A 26,517-nucleotide genomic window follows, 5' to 3' on the forward strand; every position below is an offset into this window, starting at 1 on the left:
TTTTAATCGGTACTTAATAAGCCAGGGATTCGCTCTGCCTGAGCGAGTTAATCATTGATTGCTTCGCCGAGTTCAGGTGGTTACGCAGCGCCAGGTTGGCGTCCAGATCGCTGCGGCAGATGAGCGCGCTCAGGATAGTCATATGTTCATCAATGGCGATGATATTGCGCTGTTTAAGGTCGCTCTCATCCCACTGATAGTGAAAGTGAAAAATCACGGAAATAATCTCAAGGGATTGATTAAAAAATATATTCTCAGCCGCGGACAGGAGCAGAGAATGAAAGTCGCGATCGAGCTGGGAAAACATACGAAAGCTGTCGCCGATGCTGTCACGCAGGGCGCGATGGCGTTCAAGCAGGGTTTTCGCCTGCAGCCAGCGGGCGTCGTTGTCCGGGAGGTTGAGGAAGTGCTGTAGGGCGTGGGTTTCCAGCATTTCCCGCAGTTCGAACAGCTGCTCGGCCCAGGATTGCTCAAACTTCTTCATATTCCACTGGCCGCGCTTTTCGCTTTCAATCAGGTTGTAGCGGCTGAATTTCAACAAAAACTCCCTGACCACGACCGGGCTGACGCCGGCAGCACGCGCCAGCTGTAGCTCGGAAAACACCTCTCCGGCGCGCAGCTGGCGCTGGTTAATCATGGTGTAAAATGCCTGCTCGAAGAGACGGTTCTGCTCGGCCAGCGAGGCGCTGGAGCCATCGAAGCCGTCCTGCATCTCCGGCTGGCGAAGGATCTGGTAGTCCTGACCGCTCTGGCGCAGCACGCCGCGCTCGCACAGGTGGCTGAGGATATGGCGCACGGTGGTGCGGCTGATGTTGTACATCTCCGCCAGCGCGCTTTGTGAGGGCAGCGGCGACGGAAGAAAGCCGCGCGCCATATCGTTAATGACCTGGTTAATGACGTTGTGACGAAGGTTTTGCGAGCGGCTCATTATGCATCTCCATTTTTTTAGCTATTAAAGCCGGATTTAAAACAGTTTTGTGCGTGAGATTTCACAATTTTTGCAATGAATTTATTCTCACCTCTGTTTTTCATCGATATCTAAACCAACAAATACGGAGGAAATTATTATGACGTCGATGAATACATTAGTGTGTCAGGAACCCAAAATATTGCGCTGGGAAAAACGCCAGATTCCCATTCCCGGCGATGATGAAGTGCTTATTAAAATAAAAACGGTGGGGATTTGTGGTACGGATATTCATGCCTGGGGAGGGAATCAACCTTTTTTTAGCTATCCGCGCGTGCTCGGTCATGAAATATGCGGTGAGATTATCGGTCTGGGTAAAAGTATTCTTAATCTGAAAAGCGGACAGCAGGTTGCCGTCATACCCTACGTCGCCTGCGGTCAGTGTCCGGCCTGCCTGAGCGGCCGGACAAACTGCTGCGAGAAAATTTCCGTGATTGGCGTACATCGGGACGGCGGGTTTAGCGAGTACCTCTGCGTGCCGGTAAAAAATCTGCTGGTGGTGGATGACGTCGAGCCGGAAGCCGCGGCGCTGATTGAGCCTTTTGCCATCAGCGCCCACGCGGTGCGTCGCGCCGCTATCCAGCCGGGAGAGCAGGTGCTGGTGGTCGGCGCGGGCCCCATTGGTCTCGGGGCGGCGGCGATCGCCAAAGCCGACGGGGCGCAGGTGGTGGTGGCGGATACCAGCCCGGCGCGGCGCGACCACGTGGCGCAGCACCTGGGTCTGGCCACGCTCGACCCTTCCGACCCGCAGTTCACCGAAAAGCTGTGTGCCACGTTTGGTGGTTCGCTGGCGCAGAAGGTGATCGACGCCACGGGGAATCAGCAGGCGATGAACAATACGGTGAATTTAATCCGCCACGGCGGCAGCATCATCTTTGTTGGCCTGTTTAAAGGTGAGCTGCAGATCCCGGACCCGGAGTTTCATAAGAAAGAGACGACCATGATGGGCAGCCGTAATGCGACGGAAGAGGATTTTGCCAAAGTCGGGCGGCTGATGGCCGAGGGGAAAGTGACCGCCGGGATGATGCTGACCCACCGCTACGATTTCAGGTCGCTGGCTGAGATTTACGAAAGCGATGTGATTAACAATCGCCAGCTTATCAAAGGCGTCATTCATTTTTAGCAGGTAAGGCTATGAAATCGTTAAACAGAAAAGATTTTCCCGGGCCGCGGTACCCGACGCGCGTGATTCAGTTCGGCGAAGGCAACTTCCTGCGGGCGTTTATCGACTGGCAGCTGGACCTGCTGAATGAGCAAACCGATCTGGCGGCAGGCGTGACCATCATTCGCCCGATCAACACCGAGTTTCCGCCGTCGCTTAATATCCAGGACGGACTCTACACCACGGCGATCCGCGGGCTGGACGAACGCGGCGAGGCGGTGAGCGAGGCGCGGATTATTCGATCGGTGAATAACGAGATCAACCCGTGGCAGGATTTTGCCGGCTATCTGGCGCTGGCTCGTAATCCGGCGATCGCGTTCGTATTTTCAAATACCACCGAAGCGGGCATCAGCTATCACGCCGGAGACCGGCCTGACGATAAGCCGCCGGTCAGCTTTCCGGCGAAGCTGACCCAGCTGCTGTTCGAACGGTTCCGCCATTTCAACGGCGCAGCGGATAAGGGATGGACGATGATTCCGTGTGAGCTGATCGACTACAACGGCGAAGCGCTGAAGGCGCTGGTGCTGCGCTATGCCGAAGAGTGGCAATTGCCCGCGGCTTTTCGCGACTGGGTTGAGACCGCCAATACGTTTTGTTCAACGCTGGTTGATCGCATCGTCACCGGCTACCCGCGCGAGGAAGCGGAAAAGCTCGAAGCGGAGCTGGGCTACCATGATGCTTTCCTGGATACCGCCGAATACTTCTGGCTGTTCGTTATCCAGGGGCCGCAGGCGCTGGCGAAGACGCTACGGCTCGAACGTTACCCGCTCAATATCCGTCTCGTAGAGGATATCCGGCCCTATAAAGAGCGCAAAGTCGCCATTCTTAACGGCGCGCACACCGCGCTGGTGCCGGTGGCGTGGCTGTGCGGCGTCGATACCGTTGGCGAAGCGATGCAGGACGAAGCCATTCGCCATTATGTGCAGCAAACTATCGACGAGGAGATTATTCCGGCGCTGGATTTACCGGCCGATGAGCTGAGGCAGTTTGCCGATGCCGTGACCGGGCGCTTTCTTAATCCCTGGATTCGCCATCAGCTGCTCTCTATCGCCCTGAACGGCATGACCAAATTTCGCACCCGGATCCTGCCGCAGCTGCTGACGCATATCCGCCAGCACGGCGCAATCCCGCCGCGGCTAACGTTCGCACTGGCGGCGCTCATCGCCTTCTATCGCGGGCAGCGCGACGGGCAGGCGTATCCGCTGCAGGACGATGACGTCTGGCTAAGCCGTTTTGCCGCAGGATGGGCGCAGGTGGCGCAAGGCCGCCCGCTGCATGAACTGGTCACCGAAGTCCTGCAGGATACCGGGCACTGGGGTGAAGATCTGACGGCAATACCGGGGCTTGCCGAACAGGTCACGCGGTATCTGGAAGTCATTTTGAGCGCGGGGATGCGGGAGGCCCTGAGGCGGCTGTAGTCGGTTTGTTGTGCGGCGCCCGCGGATTTGGGCGCCGTTTTTTTTGTGCTCTGAACCGCAAAAAATAAATTAAGCGCCAATGGTTGGTGGATTTCCCGCATCATAAGAGCCTATCCCATTAGGGCTATTTTGCTTGCCATTTTGAACCTGGGCAGTGCTCAGAATCCTCACGTACTACGTGTACGCTCCGGTTCTTCCGCGCTGGCCGTGTTCAAACTGCCTGCGCCAATAACGCCTACTGGAAGAGGCTCTAAGTACCTATGATGGCATTGATGGGGGATGCGATGCGTAAAACGGAACTGTTGGCTTTTCTGCAAAATCAGACCGATTTTTTTGATCCGGATAACCTGAGCGAGGTCTTCACCGCCGGCTACCTGGCCCGGCGTTTTGCCATGCAAAGAAACACCGCCAGCCACTATCTGAATCAGCTGGTGGCCCAGGATGTGCTGGTGAAGATTAATACCCGTCCGGTCTATTTCCTGCATAAGGCCGCCTTCTGCCAGCAGTTTTTCCCCCTTTCCCGCAGCGAGTACGCCAGCATGGCGGAGCTGCTCGCGGAGAGCGACCGGCAGCCGGAACAGGCGGATCATTTTTCATTGCTTACCGGCCATGACGGTAGCCTGCGCAAGCCTATCGAACAGATGAAAACCGCGCTGTTTTATCCCAACGGCGGGCTGCCGCTGCTGATCGTCGGCGACAGCGGAACCGGCAAAAGCTATATGGCGGAGCTGATGCACGAGTTTGCTATCGCCCAGGGACTGCTGGCGCCCGATGCGCCCTTTGTCTGCTTCAACTGCGCCCAGTACGCCAGTAACCCGGAGCTGCTGGCCGCCAACCTGTTTGGCTACGTCAAAGGCGCGTTTACCGGCGCGCAGGGCGATAAGGCCGGGGCGTTTGAGGCGGCAAACGGCGGCGTGCTGTTTCTCGATGAGGTCCACCGCCTCGATGCGCAGGGCCAGGAGAAGCTCTTCACCTGGCTGGACCGCAAAGAGATCTATCGGGTGGGAGAGACGGCGCAGGGGATGCCGATTTCGCTGCGGCTGGTGTTTGCCACCACCGAAGATATTCACAGCACGTTTCTGACCACCTTTATTCGTCGTATCCCGATCCTCATTAGCCTGCCTGATTTACAAAACCGCAGCCGCGGCGAGAAAGAAGCGTTAACGCTGCAGTTTTTCAGGCAGGAGGCCCGCACGCTGTCCGCCCGGCTGCAGCTGACGCCCCGGCTTTTACAGGTGCTGACGCACTACGTTTATCGCGGCAACGTCGGTGAGCTGAAGAATGTCGTCAAGTACGCCGTCGCGTCGGCGTGGGCCAGGTCTCCGGGCAGCGAGAGGCTAAACGTCACGCTGCACGATCTGCCGGAAAATATCATGGCCGCGACGCCGGCGCTTAGCGAACCGATGGGCCAGCAGGAGCCGCTGCTTATTGAACCGCAGACCAGCCTGGTCTGGCTGCTGCGCGCGCGCGACCCGGTTCAGGGGCTGATCTATGATGCTCAGTGCCGCGTTCTCGCGCTGTATGAGGCGGTGCTGAGTAAAAAAACGGTCTGGGAAGAGGCGCAAAAAAGCATGGGCGAGGAGATGGAAACCCTCTTCGATCGGCTGATTTTCGATAATCATGATGCCAACAGCTCGCATCTGCTGCTGCTGATAACCCATCAGGTGCGGGAGGAGTTTTATCGCCTTGAAAAGCGCTTCAATATTCAGTTTAACGGCAACTGTATCTACGCCCTGAGCCACTACCTGATTCATCGTTCTCGCCAGGCGCAGTCGACGATGAGCAATGAGAAAAGCCGCCAGCTGGAGGATTTCCTGGCGCAGAAATACCCGCTGCTGTATCGCTTTTGTGAAGAGATCCTCGCCGCGCTGGCGCTGAAGCTGGATATTGAACCCCGACGCATTGACCTGCTGCTGCTGGTGCTGTGGTTACAGAAAAATGGCGCCATTAGCCAGCAGCAGGTGACCCGGGCAGTTATCCTCGCCCACGGTTACGCCACCGCCAGCAGCATCGCCAACGTGGCGAACCGGTTGCTGAAAAGCCAGCTGTTTGAGTCATTCGATATGCCGCTCGACGTGACGCCGGAGGCTATCGCTAACCAGGTGATGGCCTGGATCGAGAGTCACGCGCTGGCCTCCGGACTGGTCATTCTGGTCGATATGGGATCGCTGAACGCCATTCACAGCCACTTCAACCGCCGGCTGTCCACGCCGATGGCGATTATTAATAACGTCTCGACCGGGATGGCGATGTACGTCGGGGAGCGGGTTTTGCAGGGCGATATGCTGGAAGATATCGTCCGGGAGATAGGCAATGACCTCGCGGTTGAGCATCAGCTCTATTACCCGCAAACGGACAAACCGCGGGCGATTCTTACAACCTGCGCCACCGGTCTGGGGGCGGCGGCGAATCTGTCGGCGCTGTTAAAAGCCAGCATTCCTGAGACGCTCGGCATCGATATTGTGGCATGCGATGTGGAAACCCTCGCCGATCCCGCGCGGCGGGCGCCGATGCTCAGCCGCTATGAGGTGCTGGCGATCGTCGGCACCCTCGATCCGCATCTCGCCGATCTGCCGTGGATCTCGCTGGATTCGCTGATTTCCGGCGAAGGAAGCCGCCCGCTGATGCGTATCTTCGGCGAACTGGCCTCCGCTGAGCAGGTCAGCGAGATCAATAACCTGATCCTGAAAAATTTCTCGCTGCGCCGGGTGATCGAGTCGGTGACGATCCTCGATACCGGTAAAGTGATCAATCAGGTCGAGCAGTTTTTACTGCGCTATGAGCATCTGGCCGGCTGCGATGTGCCTAACGATCGCAAGGTGGCGCTGTACGTGCATATCAGCTGTCTGATAGAACGCCTGATCCGTAACGCTTCGCCATCCCATTATTCCGGCAAACAGTGTCCGGAGAGCGAGCTGGTTATTCTGCGCGAGGCCTTTAGTGTCATTGAGAACGGATATAGTGTCAAAATCCCCGCCGTTGAGCTGTATTACATTCACGATATCCTGACGCGAGAAACGGAATTTATTCAGGAAGATCAAGAGTTTTAAGACTCGTCATCGGTTCGTCCTTGCGCTAACCGGCACGCCACTGTTTCTGGCACGCCGGTTGCAATTAAGAAAGCAGTGGAATGCGCTTTCGAGGTAAGGATGAAACGACACTATATTTTTGCCAGCCATGGCACCTTTGCTAACGGTTTGCTGAACTCCGTGGAGCTGATCCTCGGTAAGCAGCCGGATATTTATACTCTCTGCGCCTATGTCGAAGAGGAGGCCGATCTGACGCAGCAGGTGGAGATGCTGCTGGCGCGTTTCCCCACCCAGGATGAGCTGATTGTCATTACGGATATTTTCGCCGGTAGCGTCAATAATGAGTTTGTGCGTTTTTTATCGCGCCCTAATTTTCATTTATTGTCCGGTTTAAACCTGCCGCTGATTATTGATTTACTTATTTCCGCAGGCGAAGAAAATACCGAGAAATTAATTTCTGAAGCATTAACAAGCGCCAAAGAGAGCATTCAGTACTGCAATCAGACGATTGCCAGTGCGATGACTATTGATAAAGACTTCTGAAATGAGGGAACACCATGATTACGCTATTAAGGGTTGACCATCGATTACTTCACGGCCAGGTGGCCTTTTCCTGGACCCAGTATGTCGGCGCCGATTGCATTTTAATCGCCAACGATAATGTCCCTGAAGATGAGCTGCGGAAAACCACAATTAAGCTCGCTAAACCGCCTTCGGTAAAACTGGTGATTAAAAATATTAACGACGCTATCGAATCGATAAAAAGCGGCGTGACGGATAAATATCATCTTTTTATCGTCGTGGAATCGGTCAATGACGCCTGGCGTATTGCCAGCGCCGTCGAGGGGATAAAAAGTATTAATCTCGGCGGAATAAAAGCCAAAGAGGGCAGTAAAAATATTTCTAAGGCGATTAATTTACTGCCGGAAGAAATTGAACAACTGCAGCAGCTGGTCGGGAAAGGCGTCGAAGTTGAGATCCGCCAGGTCCCTAACGATCGCAAACAGCTTTTTGCGCAATGCGTTTAACTCCGCGGAGGACAGATTATGGTAGAGGCTCTCTTACTGGGTCTGGTGGCGTTTATCGCGCAATCGGAATATGCCCTGGGGACGTCGCTGATTTCGCGGCCAATCGTCACCGGGCTGCTGACCGGGCTGGTGCTGGGGGATGTCCAGACCGGCGTCATCATGGGCGCGACGCTTGAGCTGGCGTTTATCGGCTCTTTCTCCGTCGGCGCATCGATCCCGCCTGATGTAGTAACCGGCGGTATTCTCGGCGTGGCGTTCGCTATTACCTCCGGCGCAGGAACGGAAACGGCGTTGCTGCTTGGCCTGCCCATCGCCACCCTGACGCTGATCCTGAAAAACGTCTATCTGGGGATGTTTATCCCGATGCTCAGCCAGAAGGCTGACGGCTACGCGGAGCGGGCGGATACGGGCGGCATTGAGCGCATGCATCTGATTGCCGGCTTCGGGCTGTCGCTGATGCTCGCCACGGTGGTGACCATCTCATTCCTGGTCGGCAGCAATGCGGTGAAATCCCTGCTCGATACCATCCCGGAATTTATCAAACACGGGCTCAGCGTCGCTACCGGCATTATTCCGGCACTCGGCTTCGCAATGCTCGCCAGGCTGCTGATTAATAAGAAAGTCGCGCCGTACTTTTTCCTCGGCTTTGTGCTGATGGCCTACCTGAAAATCCCGGTGACCGGCATCGCTATTCTCGGCGCTATCGTGGCGGTGGTGATGGTTAACGTCACCGCGCTGAGCTCACCTCGTACGACGACAGAACAAGGAGTCAGCGATGACGACGAAGATGATTTCTGAAGAAACTCTGCAACCGCAGGCGCAGGAAGAGGCCCGTATCACGCCGCGCGATCTACGCCGGGTATTCTGGCGCTCCTTCCAGATGGAGTTCTCGTGGAACTATGAGCGGCAGATGAATCTCGCCTTTGTTTACGCGCTGATTCCGGTGCTGAAAAAGCTCTATCCGCGCAAAGAGGAGCTGGCCGGGGCGTTGAAACGGCATCTGGTGTTCTTCAATACCACGCCGCATATCGTCACCCTGCTGCTGGGGATCACCACGGCGATGGAGGAGAAGAATAGCCAGCAGAAGAACATGGACGCCAACGCGATTGATAACGTCAAAGCGTCGCTGATGGGGCCGCTGGCCGGGCTGGGGGACTCCTTTTTCTGGGGCACGCTGCGCCTGATCGCTACCGGCATCGGCACCAGCCTGGCGTTAAAGGGCAACATTCTCGGTCCCATTCTGTTTCTGCTGGTGTTCAACGTGCCGCACATCCTGGTGCGCTGGTTCTTTACCCGCTGGGGCTATGTGCTGGGTACCGGGGTACTGCAGCGGATCCAGAAGAGCGGAATGATGGAGAGCCTGACCTACGGCGCGTCGATTATCGGCCTGATGGTGGTCGGGGCGATGACCGCCTCAATGATTGATATCACCATCCCCCTCTCATTCGGCGCCGGAGAGGCGAAAACCCAGGTGCAGGACATTATCAACGACATCCTGCCCTGCATGCTGCCGCTGGTGAGTTTTGGCATCGTTTACTGGCTGCTGGGGCGCAAGGTTAAACCGCTTTCTATTATCGGCGGAATGGCGCTGGTGGGCATTCTGGGGTCGTGGATAGGTTTATTTTAACGGGAGTCGAAAATGGTACCAACGATGATGACCTATATCAGCGAAGAGTCGGCCTGTCTGACGCAGATCCTGCGCGACTACCGGCAAAAGCTGGCGGCGATTGAGACCTTTGCCCGCCAGCACCCGGTGCGCCGCATTCTGCTGTTGGCGACCGGCTCGTCGCTGAACGCCGCCCTGTGCGCGCGCTATTTCTTTGAGCAGCGCTTCGGCGTCCTGGTTGAGATTAAAGAGCCGTACAACTTTACGCACTACGAGGCGGTCGATCCGCATACCGATCTGGTGGTGGCGATTTCGCAGAGCGGTAAAAGCGCCTCGACGCTGGCGGCGATGCGTAAGGTGCAGGCATTGAGCCTGCCGGTTTTTGCGCTGACCTCCGATCCGCAAAGCCCGATCGCCCGGGCCTGCGACGGGATACTGGATATCAATACCGGGATTGAGAGCGTGGGGTTTGTCACCCGCGGGTTTAGCGCGACGGTGCTGAATTTGCTGCTGATGGCGCTGATGATTGCCCGTGCCCAGGGGAAAGCCAGCGAGGCCGAGGAGCAGCGCTATCTTGCCGAACTGCAGCGGCTGGCGGCGGCGATCCCGGATGTCATTGACCGCACCTCGCGGTTTATCGACAGGCATGGCGAAGCGCTGCGGGGCGGCGAGCGCTTCGTCGCCACCGGCTATGGCGCGCTGGTGGGCGTCGCCAAGGAGTTCGAAACCAAATTTACCGAAACGGTACGCGTGCCTTCCAGCGGTTTTGAACTTGAGGCCTATATGCACGGCCCCTATCTGGAAGCCAATGCCCGCCATGTGATGCTGTTTATTGAAGATGCGCCGGATGCGCGGACCCGGGCGCTGCGGGACTATATGGCGCCGTCCATTGCCCGCGCCTTTACGCTGACGCTGAGCGACGAAGAGGATGCGCAGACGCTGGCGCTAAGCTGCCCGTGTGAACATCACCTGGCGCCGCTGCTGCTGATTGTTCCCGTCCAGATGCTGGCCTGGCATACCGCCGGCCTGAAAGGCATCGATCTGGCTAAACGTATTTTTGACGATTTTGATCGCGTCTTAAAAAGTAAAATCTGATTATTCAGGAGAAAACTATGTTGGGTTTTAATCAGGACGAGTACCTGACCAGTGCTCGCGAGATCATCGCTGCGCGCAAACAGGCGGAAACCGTTGCCGATGATATTTATCAGAGCGGCTGTAGCGCCTTATTTTTCGCCTCGGTGGGCGGTTCTTTGGCGCCGATGATGGCAATAAATGAGTTTGCAAAAGAATTAACCAGCGTGCCGGTTTACCTTGAGCAGGCGGCGGAATTAATTCATCGCGGACATAAAAAATTAAATAAAGATGCGGTGGTGGTGACGCTATCTAAATCCGGCGATACCAAAGAGTCGGTGGCCATTGCCGAATGGTGCAAAGCGCAGGGGATTCGCGTGGTGGCCATCACCCGTAACGCCAATTCGCCATTAGCCGAGGCGGCGAGCTGGCATATTCCGATGTGCCACAAGAACGGCGTGGAATATGAATATATGCTGCTCTACTGGTTATTCTTCCGCGTCATTTATCGTCACGGCGAATTTTCCGATTACGATCGTTTTGCCCGCCAGCTGGAGTTGCTGCCGGAGAATCTCCTGCAGGCCAAACGCCAGTTCGATCCGCAGGCGGATAAAATCGCCGCTCAGTATCACGGCTGCGACTATATGATGTGGATCGGCGGGGCGGAAATGTGGGGTGAGGTCTATCTGTTCTCAATGTGTATTCTCGAAGAGATGCAGTGGAAGCGGACCAAGTCGGTGAGTTCGGCCGAGTTTTTCCACGGTACCCTGGAGCTGCTGGAAAAAGAGGTCCCGCTGTTCCTGGTCAAAGGCGAGGGTAAATGCCGGGCGCTGGATGAGCGCGTTGAGCGCTTCGCGGAGAAGATCACCGACCATCTGGTGGTGATTGACCCGCGCGACTATCCGCTGAACGGCATTGATGAGGCTTTCCGCTGGATTATGGCGCCGTGCGTGGTTTCCACCCTGCTGGTGGACAGGCTGGCGGCCCATTTTGAACACCATACCGGGCACGACCTTAATATCCGCCGTTATTACCGTCAGTTTGATTACTAAGCTTTGCTGATGGCGGCCAGCCGGGCTGGCCGCTGCGCGATTCTCCGAGGCGCTTCCCATAAAATCATCGCCAAAACCAACGAAGTAAAAACCGATGGTAGAGTCCGGCTTTCCTTCTCGTTCAGGCAAACGGACGGCCATGAAAAAACGGATGACCTCAACGCCGCACGATGCGGTCTTTAAGCGATTTCTTCGCCACCCGGAGACGGCGAATGATTTTCTCACGCTGCACCTGCCGGAAGCGATCCGCCAGCGGTGTGATTTTTCTACCCTACGGCTGGAGCCGGCGAGCTTTATTGATGAAGATCTGCGCGCCTGGTACTCGGACGTACTGTGGTCGGTACAAACCCCCTGCGGCCTGGGATATGTGTATGTGGTGATAGAGCACCAGAGTTCGCCGGATAACCATATGGCTTTTCGCCTGATGCGCTATGCGATTGCCGCGATGCAGCGGCACCTCGACGCCGGGCACAAAACGCTGCCGCTGGTGGTGCCGATGCTTTTTTATCACGGCGCGACCAGTCCTTATCCCTTTTCCCTGAACTGGCTGGACGAATTTGCTGACCCGCAGATGGCGAGGACGCTGTACGCCTGCCCGTTTCCGCTGGTTGACGTAACGGTGATGCCGGACGATGAAATCGTTCAGCACCGGCGGGTCGCTCTGCTGGAGCTGATGCAAAAGCATATTCGTCAGCGCGATCTCAGCGGGATTACGGAGTCGTTGGCGACCCTGGTGATGCTGGGATACACTAACCGCAGGCAGTTAAGAGTGCTGTTTCATTATATGCTGCAGTACGGCAATAGCGCCGATCCGAGCGTGTTTCTCCGCCGGTTGGCCCGCCGTCTGCCACACTATGAGGAGAGGTTGATGTCTATCGCTCAAAAGCTCAAGCAGGAAGGTCGGCAAGAGGGAAGGCAAGAAGGTCGCCAGGAGGGGAGGCGGGAAGGGATACAGGAAGGCCTGCAGGAAGGGAGCCGGCGGGAAGCGCTGCGCATTGCCGGCAGTATGCTGCAGAACGGTTTAGATACCGAGACGGTACAGCGGATTACCGGACTGTCGGCGGATGAGCTAAAGCCGCTGCATGGCTAATTTCCACCCACCGTCACCACGGCCCGGCGCAAAAAGCCGCCGGGCACGATGGCTTATCCTTCGCTTTTCACCACTTTGATTTCAACCATGCCGATGCCCAGCTGACGGGGAGAGTGGCCGAGAATATTGCCCTCGTTCGTGGACTGCGGGTCCGGCGGCGCAATCGTCAACGTACTGCTGCGCGACGGATTATCGAAATGCAGGGTAGTGGTGGTGACATCATTGGCCAGCGTTAGCGTTTGTTCGCTGTTGCCCACCCGTACCGGAATCGGCTTATTGGCATTCGGCCCGTAGGCTTTGGCGGTAATCACCAGATCGAATTTCTCCGGCAGCGGCTCTTTATATTCAATTTTCACTTCACTGCCGAGCTGGGCATTAGACCAGCGCCCCCAGGTTTCCGGTCGGGAGATGCCGCTGAACTGCTTCACCTCTTCCGGCGCGCCGGCGACGTTAAACAGGAAGCTGTCGGCTTTATAGCGAATATCGTTATCGACGATCTTCAGCGTATCGACGTTGCCTTTATAACGCTCCATGTCGATAAGGGTATCTTTGAACGCGGTTTTACCTTGCCACTGGGCTTTATCGACGCGCTGGACTTTCTGTTCGCCCCCCAGTTGGCCCTGCGAGACGCACCAGTCGGTAGAGAGCGCCACTTCCGGCGACCACAGCTGACCCATCTTGTAGCAGCGGTCGACCCAGACGAAGTTATCGCGCGGCGCGAAATCGGCCAGCTGGAAGCGCAGCGGCGCGGAGTATTCGCTTTCCGGCAGCGGCTCAACGCGCTTATCGGAGATACGCAGCAGCAGCGGCAGGCGGAAATGGCTGCCGGAGAAGGAGATCATATTCTTCTGTGAATCCACGGTGAAATTCTTCATCTCTTTGGGGAAATTCCACAGGCGGATGATATCCGGCTTCCACGCCAGCACCTTCTCTTTCATATTGAGGAACACGGCGGAGAGCGACTCGCCGGAAAGGCTGCTGCGGCCAAGGCCAATAAAGTTATCGCCGCCGAGGATATCGAGCACCGTCGCGCCGTTATCCATGGTATTACGCTTGATGGCCAGCGTATCCTGCTGGGGCTCATCGCCGCGCAGAACGAAAAACAGGTTGCTGCGATCCTGCTTATTCAGATAGTCCCAGGCGCTGTTTTTCATTGCCAGGTGATCGGATGACACCACGATGACCGTATTTTTGAACCACGGCGAAGCTTTAATCTTCTCGATTAACGCCGCGATATGCTCCTGACTACAGGAGACGGCGCTGAACGAAAGATTCTTTTTACCGTCCATATCGTAGCTTTTACGCTGGCAGGTGCGGGAGATAAAGCCATCCGGATGATGGGTATCGACCGTCAGCGCAAACAGCGAAAAGCGTTTTCCTGACTGCGAAAGCGCTTCGAATTTTTTCCAGGTTTCATCAAGAACCGTATCATCGTAGAACCCCCAGTCGTTACGATAGGTCGGATCGGCGACCGTGGTTTTTAGCTCTTCCGCGCCGTACAGATGATCGAAGCCGTGAGATTTAAGGAAAACGTCTTTTCCGGCGAAGCGCAGATTAGCGCCCTGCACAAAGTAGTTCTCATAACCCGAGTTTTTCAGGATATCTCCAAGGCAGATATTCTGCGGGAAAAAGCTGGAAACCGAGGCCGAGGCGTTGCCTTCAAACGGCGCAAACAGCGGGATCCCGCACTGGGAGGCGACCATTCCGGCAATCGTGTAGTCGGTACCGGGGAGCTGGGCGGTGTTGCTAAAGTCCAGCCCCTCGCTTTTCAGTTTGCCGAGCTCTGGGGCCAGGTTCGGGAACGCATCGTTATCAAAATAAGTGCGCTCAAGGCTTTCGCCGTAAATGTACACCAGGTTCAGTTTCGGGTTGGCGATGCTTTTTGACGGCTCTTTGTAGTAAGCCGCAAAGTCAGGATCGCCATCGCGGGACTGGGATTTAACCAACTCGCTAATCTGGCGGAAGGCGGGGCTGGCATCCACTGACGCCAGCGCCAGAACCAGCGCCACCAGGCTGTAACCAAAGTGATGAGGATGATGCCGGCGACGGCGGAGCACCCAGCCGAGTGCGCCAAATACCGCGACCAGCGCGACGACCAGCCCCACGCCCGGCAGAATATATTTGCCCACGCCGGCGCCCGTCAGGCTGTTGGTCAACGTATAAAGTACCGCGTCATTGATACCGTCGCCGGTGAAGTAATTGCTGGCGTAGAGGGTAATATTCAGAACAACGAACAGGCCCAGCACCGTGAGGGTGGCGGCGAACCACCAGGTATTACGACCGGCTTTTAATGCGTAAATCATCACCGAAGCAAGAAACAGGGCGATGGATAACAACTCTGACACAGCTCATCCTCATTCACGCCAGCTGTCGGCTGGCCAGATAGATCTTTTTTCACGCTACACTGTAATTGCAGCGCAATATTGCCGCAATTGTATCGTCATGAATTTGTGCTGTGGTTCAGAATTGGTTTAGAAATCGCCGTTTTTGAACTGCCTCACATCCAGTCAGCCAGGGGATTTGGGGGAAAGATGTTAAAAAACAGACGTTGCCGCCGCGCAGGCCGGGGTAACGCGCCAAACGCGGCATTAAGAGGATGAAATCAGGAGAGGAAGCTCACGCCCTGTTTTAAGACCAGATCGCAGGCTTTGGTTTTCACTTTTTCCGCCAGCGGGCTGCTGCCAAGGGTGTTCAGATTCAGCTGCTGGCCGTCTTTACTGGTCAGCAAGCCCTGAAGGCCCTCAAGATAGCTGGTGTCCTCTTTTTGTTTTTCCGGCGTGCTGAGACCCAGCTTATCCAGAACCTGATTTTTAACGTTTTCGGTATTGGTAACCGAAGCCAGCTTCTGTTTCGCGCAGTAAGACATAATCCCGGCGGCATTATTCATGCTGCTGGAAGTCAACGACTGGCTGCCGCCGTTGAGCAAACCGGTCAGCGAAGAGAGGGACATACCGCCGCTTTGCTGGCTTCCGCTCTGACTGCTGAGCTGGTTAGCGGCGCTGGAGAGCGAATCCTGCCAGGAGGTGGCGTGCGCGCCAAAGGTCAATAAAGCGCCGGCCACCATTGCCGTGCGGAACAACGTTTTTGCAGATTTCATAGACGTACTCTTCGCCGTGACTGAATAATCCCCTGATTATAACGCCGGCGGGGTTCAGAAATATCTTAATACTCTTTTCCGGTTACGCGATCGCGGTAGCTGTCCCAGTTGAAGTTAACCCACAGGCTATTGCCCAGCCGCATCCGGTCCATCACGCGCTCGCCGAGCAGCTTGTTCATCTCGTCCATGGTGCTGTTGGTTAACATACCGGTAGGGCGCTTTGACGAAGAGCGGCGATCGACGATCTGGTTAATAATCACTTTTTCGTAGCGTGATTCCGTTTGCATGCCGATTTCGTCAATCACCAGCAGGTCCACCTTGCTCAGGTCGGTGAGCAGCTGCTCTTCGCTGGTTTCCCGGTTGCCAAAGGTATCTTTCATCGCTGACATGATATCGGCGACGGTGATGATCAACACCGACTTACCCCGAAGCAGCAGTTCGTTGCAGATAGCGGCGGCGAGATGGTTTTTTCCGGTACCCGGTTTGCCGGAGAAGATAAAGCTGGCGATATTGCCGTCGAACTCCTCGACGTACTGGCGCGCTCGGGACAGCGCAATCATCTGGCCTTCACACTCCACCCGGTAGTTATCCAGCGAGCAGTTTTGATGCAGCGGGCGGATGCCGGAGCGGTTAAAGGTTCGCTGCATTTTCATGGCCCGGTTTTCGCGTTCCAGCGCCTCAGAACGCAGCTTGCCCTGTTCTTTTTGCCATGCCAGCAGCTCCTCACCTGTCTTAAACGCGGGTTCGACATGGGCTGGCATCATCTTTTGCAGGCGCTTCATTAAATCGCCGACATTTTTCATGCTCATCCTCGGAATCCTCGTGGAATGTGATTATCAGGTTCGCTAATCGCGTTGACGTCCCGGCGCGGCTGGCCGCCGTTGCTGGCCCGGCCAATCTGTACGCTGCGCGCCAGCTTCTGCTGCCACTGGACATGATGAAAGACTTTACCTTCAGCCTGCCAGTAAGCGACAAATGCCGCCAACTCTTCCGGCGTAACGGGCTGGCTCAGGGCGATGCCCCACAGCGCGGCCAGGCGCTGAAAATCCGCATCCGGCTGCCAGTCGGCGTACATCGGAAATTTCCCCATCGGAACCGCAACGGGGGTCGCCGTCGGCTCGTCAAAAAACTGCGCGTCCAGCGCAATATCGCTGTTAGGACGCGCGAGTTTTGCTTCCAGCTCCAGCAGCTGCGCCAGACGCTCCGGCGTCAGCGCATAGAATGCGGGGGCGTTGTTGGCAAATACGGCGACGGCGCCGCTGGCCGATTTTGCCAGTACCGCTGCGTGATCCTGTATGAAGTCATCCAGACCGCTAAAATCGGTAGTTAATATTCGTGAAGACATAAATCAATCTCAACTCTGAACAACTAAAAAGAGAGGGGTAGCTGCACACATAGTAGCATAGAGGTCGCTCAGGAAGGAGCGCCGCGGGCGACCCGGCGGCGCGATTAGCTAGACGCGCGGACGCTTGCGATACAGCCAAAGCCCGGGGATAGACAAGCCAATGGATAATGCGCCAACGATCGATGAAGCCTTAAGAAAGTTGCTCAGCAGCATAATCATCATCTCTTCCGAGTAGCCGAAATGGCTGATTTTCACCGCTGAAATCATCGCGGTATAGGCGGAGATGCCGGGGAACATCGGGATCACCGCCGCTACGGTAAAAATCTTCGGGTGCGCCAGATACCAGCGGGACCACTGGATACCGATGCTACCAACCAGCAGGGCCGCCATAAACGTCGCCCACTCAATATTAAAACCCGCCGTCATCATGACCATGCGCGAGCCGTGGCCGATAGCGCCCAGCAGCGCGCACCAGCGCAGCGCCCGCTGCGGGACGTTGAACACCATGGCGAACCCGACGGCGGGAATGGCTGCCAGCATCATATCCAGCGCCAGTTCGTAGAGATAGAAAATTATGCCCATCCGCGTAGTCCCCACATCGTCATCGCCATCACCACGCCGATACAGGTGGCGAGCGTCAGCAGGCTGGCAATGGCCCAGCGCGCCAGACCGGTGTTGATATGCCCCTTAAACATGTCGGCAACGGCGTTGATCAGCGGAAAACCGGGTACCAGCAGCAGCACGCTGGCGGCCATCGCGATCGTTGGCGTGCTGGCGAAAGCCGGCAGGCGCAGCATCAGCCCGGAGATAGTCGTTGCGACGAAGGCGGTAAGGCAAAAGTTGATTTGCGGATGCATTGAACGATGGGTGAGTACCTGGCGAATATACATGGCTACCGTACTGGCGCAGAAGGTGACCAGCGCACCGTCCCAGCCGCCGTTGTTAAGTTTGCAAAAGCAGGCGCAGGAGAGGCCGACCATGAAAACCAGCAGCCAGCGCGGATAGCGCAGCGGCTTGATTTGCGCGAATCGCTTTTCGACATCCTTATAATCCAGCAGCTTATGCTCTGCCATAATCACAATATGCTGAACCTCCGTGACGACGTGCATATTGATGCCGCGATCGGTGTTTTTTCGCGTTGAGGTCAGACACTCCCCATCCTTAATGGTGGTGAGAACAATCGCATTCGAAGAGATGGCGCTTTCCACGCTATCCATCCCTAAGGCCAGACCCAGACGGGTTGAGAGCTCCTCAACCAGCGCGCTTTCCGCGCCGTGTTGTAATAAGAAAAGACCACATTGAATACACAATCGCGTGATAGCGCGCTGAGTTGCCCGATCTGCTTGCATAAATACCTGCTGTCCGTGATGCCCGTTGCCGTAGTGTCTGGCGTTACTTTTACCTGAAGTCTTGTTTTAGCTGAGCGGTCAGGATCAAACAATGTGTAAAAAACCACCCGCTCTACGGGAACCCTGAAATTTGAACTCTGCCACACTTCCGCAAGATTGGTGAAAAGTCCAATTTTTGCACCCGTTTCTCCCTTCTTTTTCCCATCAGAGTTATCAAAAATGCAAATTCAAACTTTTAATAAACAAAAAATAAACAAATAATTAACCATGCTGAGGCGATGCGATGAAAACACAGGTGGCGATTATCGGAGCGGGCCCGTCGGGACTCCTGCTGGGGCAGTTATTACATCACGCCGGGATTCAGACCGTCATCCTTGAGCGACAGACGCCTGAGTATGTGCTGGGGAGGATCCGCGCGGGAATTCTGGAAAGCGGAACGGTAGAACTGCTGCGCGAAGCCGGGGCGGCCCGGCGAATGGATGCGGAAGGGCTGATCCATCACGGCGTCGAATTTTTGTTTGAGGGCAAGCGCGTACCGGTTCCGCTAACGGAACTGACGGCAGGCAAAAGCGTGATGGTGTATGGCCAGACCGAAGTGACGCGGGATTTGATGGCGGCGAGGGAGGCATGCGGGGCAGCGACGATTTATGGCGTCAGCGATGTCACCATTAATGAGGCAAAAAGCGATCGACCGTCGGTCTCTTTTATCAGCAATGGCGAAAACTGCCGCCTTGAGTGCGACTTTATCGCCGGCTGCGACGGCTTTCACGGCGTGTCCCGCCAGAGCATCCCGGCAGGGGTGCTGAAAGAGTACGAGAGCGTCTGGCCGTTTGGCTGGCTCGGGCTGCTGGCCGATACGCCACCGGTGAACCCGGAGCTGATTTACGCCCACCACGAGCGGGGGTTTGTGCTCTGTAGTCAGCGCTCACTAACTCGAAGCCGCTATTATCTGCAGGTACCGCTTAGCGAAAAGGTGGAGGAGTGGTCTGATGAACGCTTCTGGACTGAGCTCAAGCGGCGTCTCCCTGATGAGCTGACCAATAAGTTAGTAACCGGTCACTCACTTGAGAAGAGTATCGCGCCGCTGCGCAGCTATGTAGTGGAGCCGATGCAGTACGGGAGGCTATTTCTGCTGGGAGATGCGGCGCATATCGTACCGCCTACCGGGGCGAAGGGGCTGAATCTCGCGGCGTCCGATGTGAACTATCTTTGGCGGATCCTGCGTGAGTATTATCACCATGGCCGTATTGACCTCTTAGCCAGCTACTCGCGTTTGGCGCTGGATCGGGTGTGGAAAGGTGAGCGATTCAGCTGGTTTATGACGCGTCTGCTGCATGATTTTCCGCAACAAAGCGAGTTCGACAGAAAAATGCAGGCGGCGGATCGTCGCTACTATCTTGAATCACGCGCCGGGTTAACCACTATCGCTGAAAACTATGTGGGTCTGCCGATGGAACGCGTGGCGTAATAGAAAAGGCTCTGGAGTCGTGATGCAGGCAGCGAGTACCATTCCCGTTTTCAAACTGTATGGCGAAGATCAGGGCTGGCCAACGCCCGATCTTCTGCACTGTGAGTCCATACTCCAGCGCAGCCATCTTTATGAATGGCATATCCGCGTGCATCAGCACGCAGAGCTGGTGCAGCTACTGTATCTGCATAAAGGGCGGGCGGAGATTGAAATCGAAGGCGCGACGACCGTGATGACGGAGTCCTGTATTCAGGTGGTTCCGGCGCTATGTATTCATGGATTTCGCTTTTCGCCGGGTACGGAGGGCTACGTTTTGTCGCTGGCGCTGCCGCTGCTCGGAAGCCTTGAAAATCAGTTTGGCAGTCAGCTGGATGTGCTCGGCCACCCGCGTTGCGTGCCGGTGAAGAGCTCCCGGGGCCATATCCGGGCGCTGTTTACCGCTTTGCAAGAGGAGTACCGCGAAGATTACGATGCGCGCGAAATGATGCTTCATTCACTGCTGGGAGCGCTGTTGGTCTGGCTGAATCGGCAATATCAACCGCAGCTCATAACGGAGGACAAAGCGGAACGTAAGCGGAGCGTCATGCGTCATTTCTCGCGCCTTATCGAAAGCCACTATCGTGAACATATGCCATTAGCCGGGTATGCCAGGGAGGTGGGGGTGTCTGCGACTCATTTGAATTATTTGTGTCATGAATTTTATGGCTGCAGCGCACTGGGAGTTTTACATCAAAGGTTGATGCTTGAGGCGCGTCGCAACCTGCAGTACACCAGCATGACTATCGCTCAACTTTCTGATTACTTAGGGTTTACTGATGCGGCCTATTTTTCTCGCTTCTTTCGCCGCTATAGCGGTGAATCACCAAAAGTATTTAGGAAAAAAATAAAATAAATAAATCTTTATTTAATATATCTTAAGTTAGCGTATCTAACGACGATGTTAACCATTTCTAATTTATTGATGACAACTACCTGTGTTAATGTTAATCATTGGTATGGATAACAGCAATATGTTACTCCTCATTATTAAGTTGGCTTTAGGGTGCGATATCGCGCACCCGCCAGGGATGATAAAGATTCATTTGGGCAAAATAATTACGATGACTATTAAATTATGCATCCAATTGTTTTTCCGCCGGCGGTGAGTCTTCGACAGGAAGCGGAGGGTTTATGTTACCAGGACAAGGTAAGTTCGGCATTATTATCAGCAGAATACCGGTTATGCAGTCCGGCTTAAAAGCCATCGTTGGGGAGCATCTCCCTGATTATGAATTGAGTTTTTGTCGTTCTCAGGATGAGCTAACCCTGCTGCAGCTGCGTCGTGCAGTGTTAGTCATTGCTGACTTGTCCGGTGAAATAGAGCATCCAAGAAATATTTGCGAACATTACTACTCTTTAATGACTCAATACAGGGATATACACTGGGTCTTTATGGTAGGCAACGCCTGTTTTCCGTTAGCTGTTCAATTATTAATGCGTCCTGAAAGTACATTAATTTCGGACAGCGAGCCGGTAAAACGTCTCATTGAGGTTGTGCGCGCGGGTGGACTTGCCGCTGAACGAATTAGCCAGACGTTGTTCTCTCCTGAGGTAGAACGCATCGATGAAGAACCGCAAAAGCTGGTTATTCTGACTCTTTCTGAGCGTAAGGTGTTGAGGCTTCTTGCAAAAGGATGGGGAATTAATCAAATTGCTGCTTTATTGAAGAAGAGCAATAAAACCATAAGTGCGCAGAAAAATAGTGCTATGCGCCGCTTATCTTTGCGTAGTAATGCAGAGATGTATGCCTGGATTAATAGTGCACAGGGAATGAAGGAGCTGAATATTTATTCAGTCTATGGAGATCAAACAGAATGGAAAAAGACCTCACAACAAGATATGTCGCTATCGTAGAGAAATGTGCGATGACAGAAGTGGCGCTTCGCCACATATTAATTAATGAAAGTGGTAAGAATTATCGTATTCAGTTCTTTAAAGATACGATGGCATTAAAACGGGAGTTTCAGGCGAGAGATTTTTCTGCGATTATTTTTTCACTTTCAGGTAACCGCAGATCCCGACTTGAAAGCTTGCTCTTTCTCCATGAGATCGCGCGTTATTGTCCCGACACGCAAAGAATTATCTTAGCTAATGATGAAGCGGAAATGCGTTTGGTCAGCCATCTGACGCCTTCTCGCTTACACGGTATTTTGAATAAATCGGCCTGTCGGCTACAGCTGCAGGAGTGCTTGCTTCAGCTTCTCGATCGTAGCTATCCGGCGAATGAGAGCTCGTTAAGCCAAAAGCAGAGTATCTATAGCCAACTTTTGAGCCCAACGGAACATACCATCCTGCGATATATGTCTTATGGCTACTCGTTGCCGGAAATAGCGACGCAGCTGGAACGCAATATCAAAACGATCCGGGCCCATAAGTTTAACGCCATGACCAAGCTCGGCGTCAGTTCTGATATGGGACTACTGAGCGCGGCAGACATACTCATGCGCCTGTCGGCGAATAATGATGATGCCACGGTGATGCGCCTTGCTCAGTAACCTCAGCGGTCTGTTAAAGACACACGTCAATCCACTTAGCATCAGTCAGCTGCGCCAACCGTTCAGGTGAAATACGAACGGCGCTATATATTGAACCTGCTGCTGGCAGCACTTCCGGGTACTGCCTCAGTGAGATATCGCAGTACACAGCCAGCGGAACTTCCAGGCCAAATGGGCAGACGCCGCCAATGGGGTGTCCCGTTAGCGTAATGACCTCATCGCTGCTTAGCATACGGGCTTTAGCGCCAAAGGCTTCCTTTAGCTTTTTATTATCCAGGCGCGCATCGCCTTTCGCGACAACGAGAACAACCCTTTCTTTTATTTTTAAAGACAGGGTCTTGGCGATTTGCCCGGGTTCAACGTTATGCGCCGCTGCGGCTAACGCTACCGTGGCCGTGCTCTGAGTAAGTTCGATGATTTCGATATCGGGGGCGTGGTCAGTAAAAAACTGCCGCACGGACTGCAGACTCATTGGAATCTCCTGATTAAGGCTTGTTAAAAATCTGTCACAAGCTTCGCAAAGTGTAAATATCCATGGTAGAGAATCAAGATTCTTTTTAATTTCTGGATCTCCTTCACATTCACCGCAACCGGTTACTGTAACCGGTTGCGGTTATTCACAGAGACAGGAATACTGACAAGGTAACTTCCCAGCGTCACCTATAACAAAGAGCCGAAGATGAATCGAACCTGGTTGAGCAGTCGGGCCAGCAGGCTATCCGATTGGGTAACCCCCTCGCCGAAGCGGGTTCATCATAACGGCAAGATAATCGTTGTTGGGCCTGTTCATCTAGCCTGTCAGGAGGGCTGCTATGTCTGCTAACCATGCTGCATTTAATCTGATATTTCGCTTCGTAGAAAATTACATCAGCCCTGTCGCCGGACGCATCTCGTCTCAGCGCCACGTTATGGCAATCCGCGACGGTTTTATCTCCGCCATGCCGTTTATGATTGTCGGCTCTTTTCTGCTGGTATTTGCGTATCCGCCGTTTTCACCGGATACCACATGGGGATTTGCCCGCGCCTGGCTGGATCTGGCAAAAGAGTTTGAAGGGCGAATTCTGACGCCGTTCGATATGACGATGGGCATTATGTCGATCTACATTTGTGCCGCGATCGCCTATAACCTCGGCAAGCATTACGAAAAAACCAATCAGCTCGACCCCTTTATGTGCGCCATGCTGTCGATCATGGCCTTCCTGCTGGTGGCGGCGCCAAAAACGAACGGCAACCTGCCGGTAGATAGCCTGGGAGGAACGGGCATATTTACGGCGATTCTGGTGGCGGTCTACTGCGTTGAAATGATGCGCTTCCTGAAGGCGCATAATATCGGTATTCGCCTGCCGGATCAGGTGCCGCCGATGATCAAAAACTCGTTTGATCTGTTGATCCCGGTACTGGTTGTCGTCCTGACGCTCTATCCCCTGAGCCTGCTTATTCAGCATCATTTCGATATGCTGATCCCTCAGGCGATTATGGCTATCTTTAAGCCGCTGGTTTCCGCAGCGGACTCCTTACCCGCAATTTTGTTGGCGGTTCTGGTGGGCCACCTGCTGTGGTTTGCGGGGATCCACGGTGCGGCCATTGTTTCCGGCATGCTGCAAATGTTCTGGCTCACTAACCTCGGCATGAACCAGCAGGCCCTGGCTCAGGGGGCTCCGCTGCCGCATATCTTTATGGAAGCGTTCTGGACATTCTTTATTGTGATTGGCGGCTCAGGGGCGACGATGGGGCTGGTATTCTGCTATCTGCGCAGCCGCTCCGCGCATCTGCGTTCGATTGGCCGTCTGAGCGTGGTGCCAAGCCTGTTTAACATCAACGAGCCGGTTATTTTTGGCACCCCTATCGTGATGAACCCGGTATTCTTTATTCCCTTCCTGCTGGCGCCGATGGTTAATGCCGTACTGGCCTGGGCGGCAATGAAGCTGGATCTTATCGGCCGGGTGATTTCGGTTGTTCCGTGGACTGCTCCGGCGCCGATTGGCGGCGCGTGGGCGCTGGGGTGGGATTTCCGGGCGGCGATTCTGGTGGTCGTCCTGGCCTGCGTTTCGGCGATTATCTACTTCCCGTTCTTCAAGGTGTACGAGAAACAGCTGCTCGCGCAGGAAGCCGAAGAGGCGCAGCGCATGGCGGAAGAGAGTCAGCAAACGGCATAAAAACAAACGGGCGGCTGAATAGCCGCCCGTTTGTTTTCACCATCGATTATTTCAGCGTACAGTCCCCGCACTGCTGTACGTCCGGCAGGCGATAGCGCTGGCAGCAGGTGCGGCGCACGAGCTGCCCTTCACGTAAAACCACCGTACGCCACAGCGGGTTATCCTCACCGCCTGATAGCTGTTTGTTGAAGAAGAAGAGCTGACGCAGCGCGGCCACTTTTTCATCTCCGACCAGGGTTCTCATTTCCCCGAGATACCAGTTAATCAAATAACCCGTATTGCTCCAGATAAGTTTGCCATTGATATCGCCAGTAGCTTCAAGCGCCTGCACCACGGGTTGCAAAGCGGTGGTGACCAGCTTTTCCATCCGGGACTGCGCGGATTCTGCCGGGGAAGTACCTGCTGAATGGATATCAATCCAGAAACAGGCGGCACGGCCTGTTTCATGAAACTCGACGCGAAAATGCTCCGGCGCCAGGCTAACGGCGCGTTCTTCACTCAACAGCGCCAGCATTAAAGGGGGCACCAGTAAACCGATGTACCATTGTGCCCAGAGGGATAGCAGCGGTTTTTGCTCACGGGCTTGCCCGGGCTGGTTGCGATAAATATGGTCAGAATACGTCGCGATTAACGAACTCAGCGTCGCGGGCTGCGACCACTCAGCCAGGGTGAGGGCATGATGAGGGGCTTCTTCATTCAGACGGATAAAATCCAGCAGATGCGGACGTAACGCGGTAATTTTGTCCCGTATTGCGTTCGCCAGTTCACGCTCAGCCGAAGGGAGCGGAGCCCGCCAGATGATCTCATTGTTGAATGCGAGTGAACGGTAAGCCATCGGGTGCCAGATACAAATCTAAATGATAATGATTTCTGATACTAATGCCGCGGCACCGGCTTGGCAAGAGATTTGTCCGCGCGGCGACGCCTGCCGCGCGGTAAAGGCCTAGCTGGTGAGAATAATGTTACGTCCCATATTTTTGGCTTCGTAGAGCGCGTTGTCCGCCCGTTTCAGCGCGCTGTCGATATCCGCATCCATCAGCGGCGTCATGCCGATACTGATGGTCACGTTGGTCGCGACGCTTTCATTAAACATATGCGGGATTTTTAGATCGTAGACCCGCTGGCGGATGCGCTCTGCGGCCTGAAGGGCGTTTTCCGCACAGCTGCTGGTCAACAGCACCATAAACTCCTCGCCGCCAAAGCGGGCAACGATGTCGCGCGAGCGCACGGCGTTACGAATGGCGGCGGAGACCTGAATCAAAGCCTGGTCGCCCATCATATGCCCGTAGTGGTCGTTGTAGGCTTTGAAATGATCAATGTCCAGTAGCAGAACGTAATGCCCGGCGCCGTCGAGAGAAAGAATGGTGTCCAGCCGGTTTTGTAAGCCCCGGCGATTATACAAACCGGTAAGCGGATCCAACATACTGAGATCGTTAAGGGTATTGCGTTCCTTCAGCAGCTTATCCATGAGCCCCTGCGTGAATACATCGCTGCGTTTCTGAATAAGGCTTTGCAGGGTGATACCGGCAATAGGCAACAGAAAGCACCAGGACATGCGCAGCCATTGTTCTCCTCCGCCAAGAATCAGGCAGATAAGGTATGTGGGTAAAGAGTGCAAAGTAAAGCCAATGATATTGCTGGAAAAAGCAATGGTGCCAATAAATAACACGCTTAATAAGGCGATCACCAGGTAGTTAAAATGCGGCGGCCCCATCACCATTGCTTTTAGCGCAACGTGCCACGCCCAAAGCAGGCCAAATAGCAGAGAAATAACCGGAATATTTATTTTGTGCTGAGAGAATTTACAGTGCCATAGCAGCAGGACCGTGCTGCAGGCAACTATCAGAAAACAGGGTAATGTAAAAGTGATGACGGTAAAGAGCGGGCTGACAAGGGATAAGACGGATGAAACTAAATTAAGCAGTAAAAATAGCCGTAAGGAATACTGATATTTCTGTTCGTAATGGGAGCGCCAGGATTGTGCAGTCATGTCGGAGTTGTCATTATTAATCGTTAAAATTCAATGTGATGTTAGTTTGAAGTGAATAATAAAAAACAGTGCGCAAAATAAGGTTTTTACGAAATAATCAGATAATTTAATATATTATTTTTTTGCCGCTTAATTTATCACCTTCATGAATGTAT

The 26,517-nt window shown here is 54.5% G+C and carries 25 protein-coding genes; 15 read left to right on the forward strand and 10 right to left on the reverse strand.

Annotation, left to right across the window (positions count from 1 at the left end):
* Nucleotides 1-13 precede the first annotated feature (13 nt).
* The gene (locus tag CDA56_RS04900; RefSeq protein WP_064381016.1) at nucleotides 14-928 is read right to left on the reverse strand and encodes a GntR family transcriptional regulator; all 915 of its coding nucleotides are present in this window, start codon (nucleotides 926-928) and stop codon (nucleotides 14-16) included.
* Nucleotides 929-1,067: 139 nt separating this feature from the next.
* Here CDA56_RS04900 and CDA56_RS04905 point away from each other — a divergent pair, with 139 nt between their 5' ends.
* The 10 genes from CDA56_RS04905 to CDA56_RS04950 all read left to right on the forward strand — a co-directional run bounded on the left by CDA56_RS04905 (nucleotide 1,068) and on the right by CDA56_RS04950 (nucleotide 12,423).
* Nucleotides 1,068-2,090, forward strand: a complete 1,023-nt coding sequence (locus tag CDA56_RS04905; RefSeq protein WP_103814857.1) for a zinc-binding alcohol dehydrogenase family protein — start codon at nucleotides 1,068-1,070, stop codon at nucleotides 2,088-2,090.
* Nucleotides 2,091-2,101: 11 nt separating this feature from the next.
* Nucleotides 2,102-3,547, forward strand: coding sequence for a tagaturonate reductase (locus tag CDA56_RS04910; RefSeq protein WP_064375503.1), 1,446 nt, complete (start codon nucleotides 2,102-2,104; stop codon nucleotides 3,545-3,547).
* Nucleotides 3,548-3,831: 284 nt separating this feature from the next.
* Nucleotides 3,832-6,597 (forward strand): sigma-54-dependent transcriptional regulator, encoded by a 2,766-nt coding sequence (locus CDA56_RS04915; RefSeq protein WP_103814877.1) that lies wholly within the window; start codon nucleotides 3,832-3,834, stop codon nucleotides 6,595-6,597.
* A 99-nt stretch (nucleotides 6,598-6,696) separates the two neighbouring features.
* Entirely contained in the window at nucleotides 6,697-7,119 is a 423-nt protein-coding gene (locus CDA56_RS04920; protein ID WP_049083205.1) for a PTS sugar transporter subunit IIA, read from the forward strand.
* A gap of 14 nt (nucleotides 7,120-7,133) precedes the next feature.
* On the forward strand, nucleotides 7,134-7,604 hold the full coding sequence (locus tag CDA56_RS04925; protein WP_025106881.1) for a PTS sugar transporter subunit IIB: 471 nt from the start codon (nucleotides 7,134-7,136) through the stop codon (nucleotides 7,602-7,604).
* Between the two features lie 18 nt (nucleotides 7,605-7,622).
* Entirely contained in the window at nucleotides 7,623-8,402 is a 780-nt protein-coding gene (locus CDA56_RS04930; protein WP_025106880.1) for a PTS mannose/fructose/sorbose/N-acetylgalactosamine transporter subunit IIC, read from the forward strand.
* On the forward strand, nucleotides 8,380-9,231 hold the full coding sequence (locus CDA56_RS04935; RefSeq protein WP_014227807.1) for a PTS system mannose/fructose/sorbose family transporter subunit IID: 852 nt from the start codon (nucleotides 8,380-8,382) through the stop codon (nucleotides 9,229-9,231). Before CDA56_RS04930 ends, CDA56_RS04935 begins: the two co-directional genes overlap by 23 nt.
* 12 nt (nucleotides 9,232-9,243) lie before the next feature.
* Complete coding sequence (locus CDA56_RS04940; RefSeq protein WP_048262645.1) at nucleotides 9,244-10,305, forward strand: SIS domain-containing protein; 1,062 nt, start codon at nucleotides 9,244-9,246, stop codon at nucleotides 10,303-10,305.
* A 17-nt stretch (nucleotides 10,306-10,322) separates the two neighbouring features.
* Nucleotides 10,323-11,333 (forward strand): SIS domain-containing protein, encoded by a 1,011-nt coding sequence (locus tag CDA56_RS04945; RefSeq protein WP_165795126.1) that lies wholly within the window; start codon nucleotides 10,323-10,325, stop codon nucleotides 11,331-11,333.
* Between the two features lie 139 nt (nucleotides 11,334-11,472).
* The gene (locus CDA56_RS04950) at nucleotides 11,473-12,423 is read left to right on the forward strand and encodes an Rpn family recombination-promoting nuclease/putative transposase (RefSeq protein ID WP_049083202.1); all 951 of its coding nucleotides are present in this window, start codon (nucleotides 11,473-11,475) and stop codon (nucleotides 12,421-12,423) included.
* A gap of 53 nt (nucleotides 12,424-12,476) precedes the next feature.
* Here the strand turns inward: CDA56_RS04950 and opgB are convergent, their stop codons facing one another.
* The 6 genes from opgB to CDA56_RS04980 all read right to left on the reverse strand — a co-directional run bounded on the left by opgB (nucleotide 12,477) and on the right by CDA56_RS04980 (nucleotide 18,214).
* A complete protein-coding gene (gene opgB / locus CDA56_RS04955; protein WP_048262647.1) occupies nucleotides 12,477-14,768 on the reverse strand; it encodes a phosphatidylglycerol--membrane-oligosaccharide glycerophosphotransferase in 2,292 nt (763 codons plus the stop codon).
* 257 nt (nucleotides 14,769-15,025) lie between these two features.
* Nucleotides 15,026-15,520 (reverse strand): YjjA family protein, encoded by a 495-nt coding sequence (locus CDA56_RS04960; RefSeq protein WP_014227812.1) that lies wholly within the window; start codon nucleotides 15,518-15,520, stop codon nucleotides 15,026-15,028.
* 65 nt (nucleotides 15,521-15,585) lie between these two features.
* Nucleotides 15,586-16,323, reverse strand: coding sequence for a replicative helicase loader DnaC (dnaC, locus tag CDA56_RS04965; RefSeq protein WP_014227813.1), 738 nt, complete (start codon nucleotides 16,321-16,323; stop codon nucleotides 15,586-15,588).
* 2 nt (nucleotides 16,324-16,325) lie between these two features.
* On the reverse strand, nucleotides 16,326-16,865 hold the full coding sequence (gene dnaT, locus CDA56_RS04970) for a primosomal protein DnaT (RefSeq protein WP_032692989.1): 540 nt from the start codon (nucleotides 16,863-16,865) through the stop codon (nucleotides 16,326-16,328).
* Nucleotides 16,866-16,973: 108 nt separating this feature from the next.
* Entirely contained in the window at nucleotides 16,974-17,447 is a 474-nt protein-coding gene (locus CDA56_RS04975; RefSeq protein WP_004098364.1) for a threonine/serine exporter, read from the reverse strand.
* The gene (locus tag CDA56_RS04980) at nucleotides 17,438-18,214 is read right to left on the reverse strand and encodes a threonine/serine exporter family protein (RefSeq protein ID WP_025106875.1); all 777 of its coding nucleotides are present in this window, start codon (nucleotides 18,212-18,214) and stop codon (nucleotides 17,438-17,440) included. The genes CDA56_RS04975 and CDA56_RS04980 overlap by 10 nt, the downstream gene beginning before the upstream one ends.
* A gap of 283 nt (nucleotides 18,215-18,497) precedes the next feature.
* Here CDA56_RS04980 and pobA point away from each other — a divergent pair, with 283 nt between their 5' ends.
* The 4 genes from pobA to bglJ all read left to right on the forward strand — a co-directional run bounded on the left by pobA (nucleotide 18,498) and on the right by bglJ (nucleotide 22,216).
* On the forward strand, nucleotides 18,498-19,682 hold the full coding sequence (gene pobA, locus CDA56_RS04985; protein WP_032747826.1) for a 4-hydroxybenzoate 3-monooxygenase: 1,185 nt from the start codon (nucleotides 18,498-18,500) through the stop codon (nucleotides 19,680-19,682).
* 22 nt (nucleotides 19,683-19,704) lie between these two features.
* Complete coding sequence (locus CDA56_RS04990) at nucleotides 19,705-20,574, forward strand: helix-turn-helix domain-containing protein (protein ID WP_014227817.1); 870 nt, start codon at nucleotides 19,705-19,707, stop codon at nucleotides 20,572-20,574.
* A gap of 278 nt (nucleotides 20,575-20,852) precedes the next feature.
* On the forward strand, nucleotides 20,853-21,575 hold the full coding sequence (locus tag CDA56_RS04995) for a helix-turn-helix transcriptional regulator (RefSeq protein WP_103814855.1): 723 nt from the start codon (nucleotides 20,853-20,855) through the stop codon (nucleotides 21,573-21,575).
* A complete protein-coding gene (gene bglJ, locus CDA56_RS05000) occupies nucleotides 21,536-22,216 on the forward strand; it encodes a DNA-binding transcriptional activator BglJ (RefSeq protein ID WP_025106872.1) in 681 nt (226 codons plus the stop codon). Before CDA56_RS04995 ends, bglJ begins: the two co-directional genes overlap by 40 nt.
* A 13-nt stretch (nucleotides 22,217-22,229) precedes the next feature.
* On the opposite strand, the gene CDA56_RS05005 is transcribed toward bglJ, so the two are convergent.
* Nucleotides 22,230-22,688, reverse strand: coding sequence for a YbaK/EbsC family protein (locus tag CDA56_RS05005; protein WP_014227821.1), 459 nt, complete (start codon nucleotides 22,686-22,688; stop codon nucleotides 22,230-22,232).
* Between the two features lie 340 nt (nucleotides 22,689-23,028).
* Between CDA56_RS05005 and CDA56_RS05010 the strand changes: the two genes are divergently transcribed.
* Nucleotides 23,029-24,372: a PTS sugar transporter subunit IIC gene (locus tag CDA56_RS05010; protein ID WP_025106871.1), complete on the forward strand. Its 1,344-nt coding sequence runs from the start codon at nucleotides 23,029-23,031 to the stop codon at nucleotides 24,370-24,372.
* Nucleotides 24,373-24,418: 46 nt separating this feature from the next.
* Here CDA56_RS05010 and fhuF read toward each other — a convergent pair whose 3' ends face one another.
* Both fhuF and CDA56_RS05020 read right to left on the reverse strand, forming a co-directional pair.
* Entirely contained in the window at nucleotides 24,419-25,207 is a 789-nt protein-coding gene (gene fhuF / locus CDA56_RS05015; RefSeq protein ID WP_014227823.1) for a siderophore-iron reductase FhuF, read from the reverse strand.
* A 108-nt stretch (nucleotides 25,208-25,315) separates the two neighbouring features.
* Nucleotides 25,316-26,362, reverse strand: coding sequence for a GGDEF domain-containing protein (locus CDA56_RS05020; protein WP_025106869.1), 1,047 nt, complete (start codon nucleotides 26,360-26,362; stop codon nucleotides 25,316-25,318).
* Between the last annotated feature and the right edge of the window lie 155 nt (nucleotides 26,363-26,517).

This window comes from Klebsiella michiganensis, from assembly GCF_002925905.1.
GTDB lineage: Bacteria > Pseudomonadota > Gammaproteobacteria > Enterobacterales > Enterobacteriaceae > Klebsiella > Klebsiella michiganensis.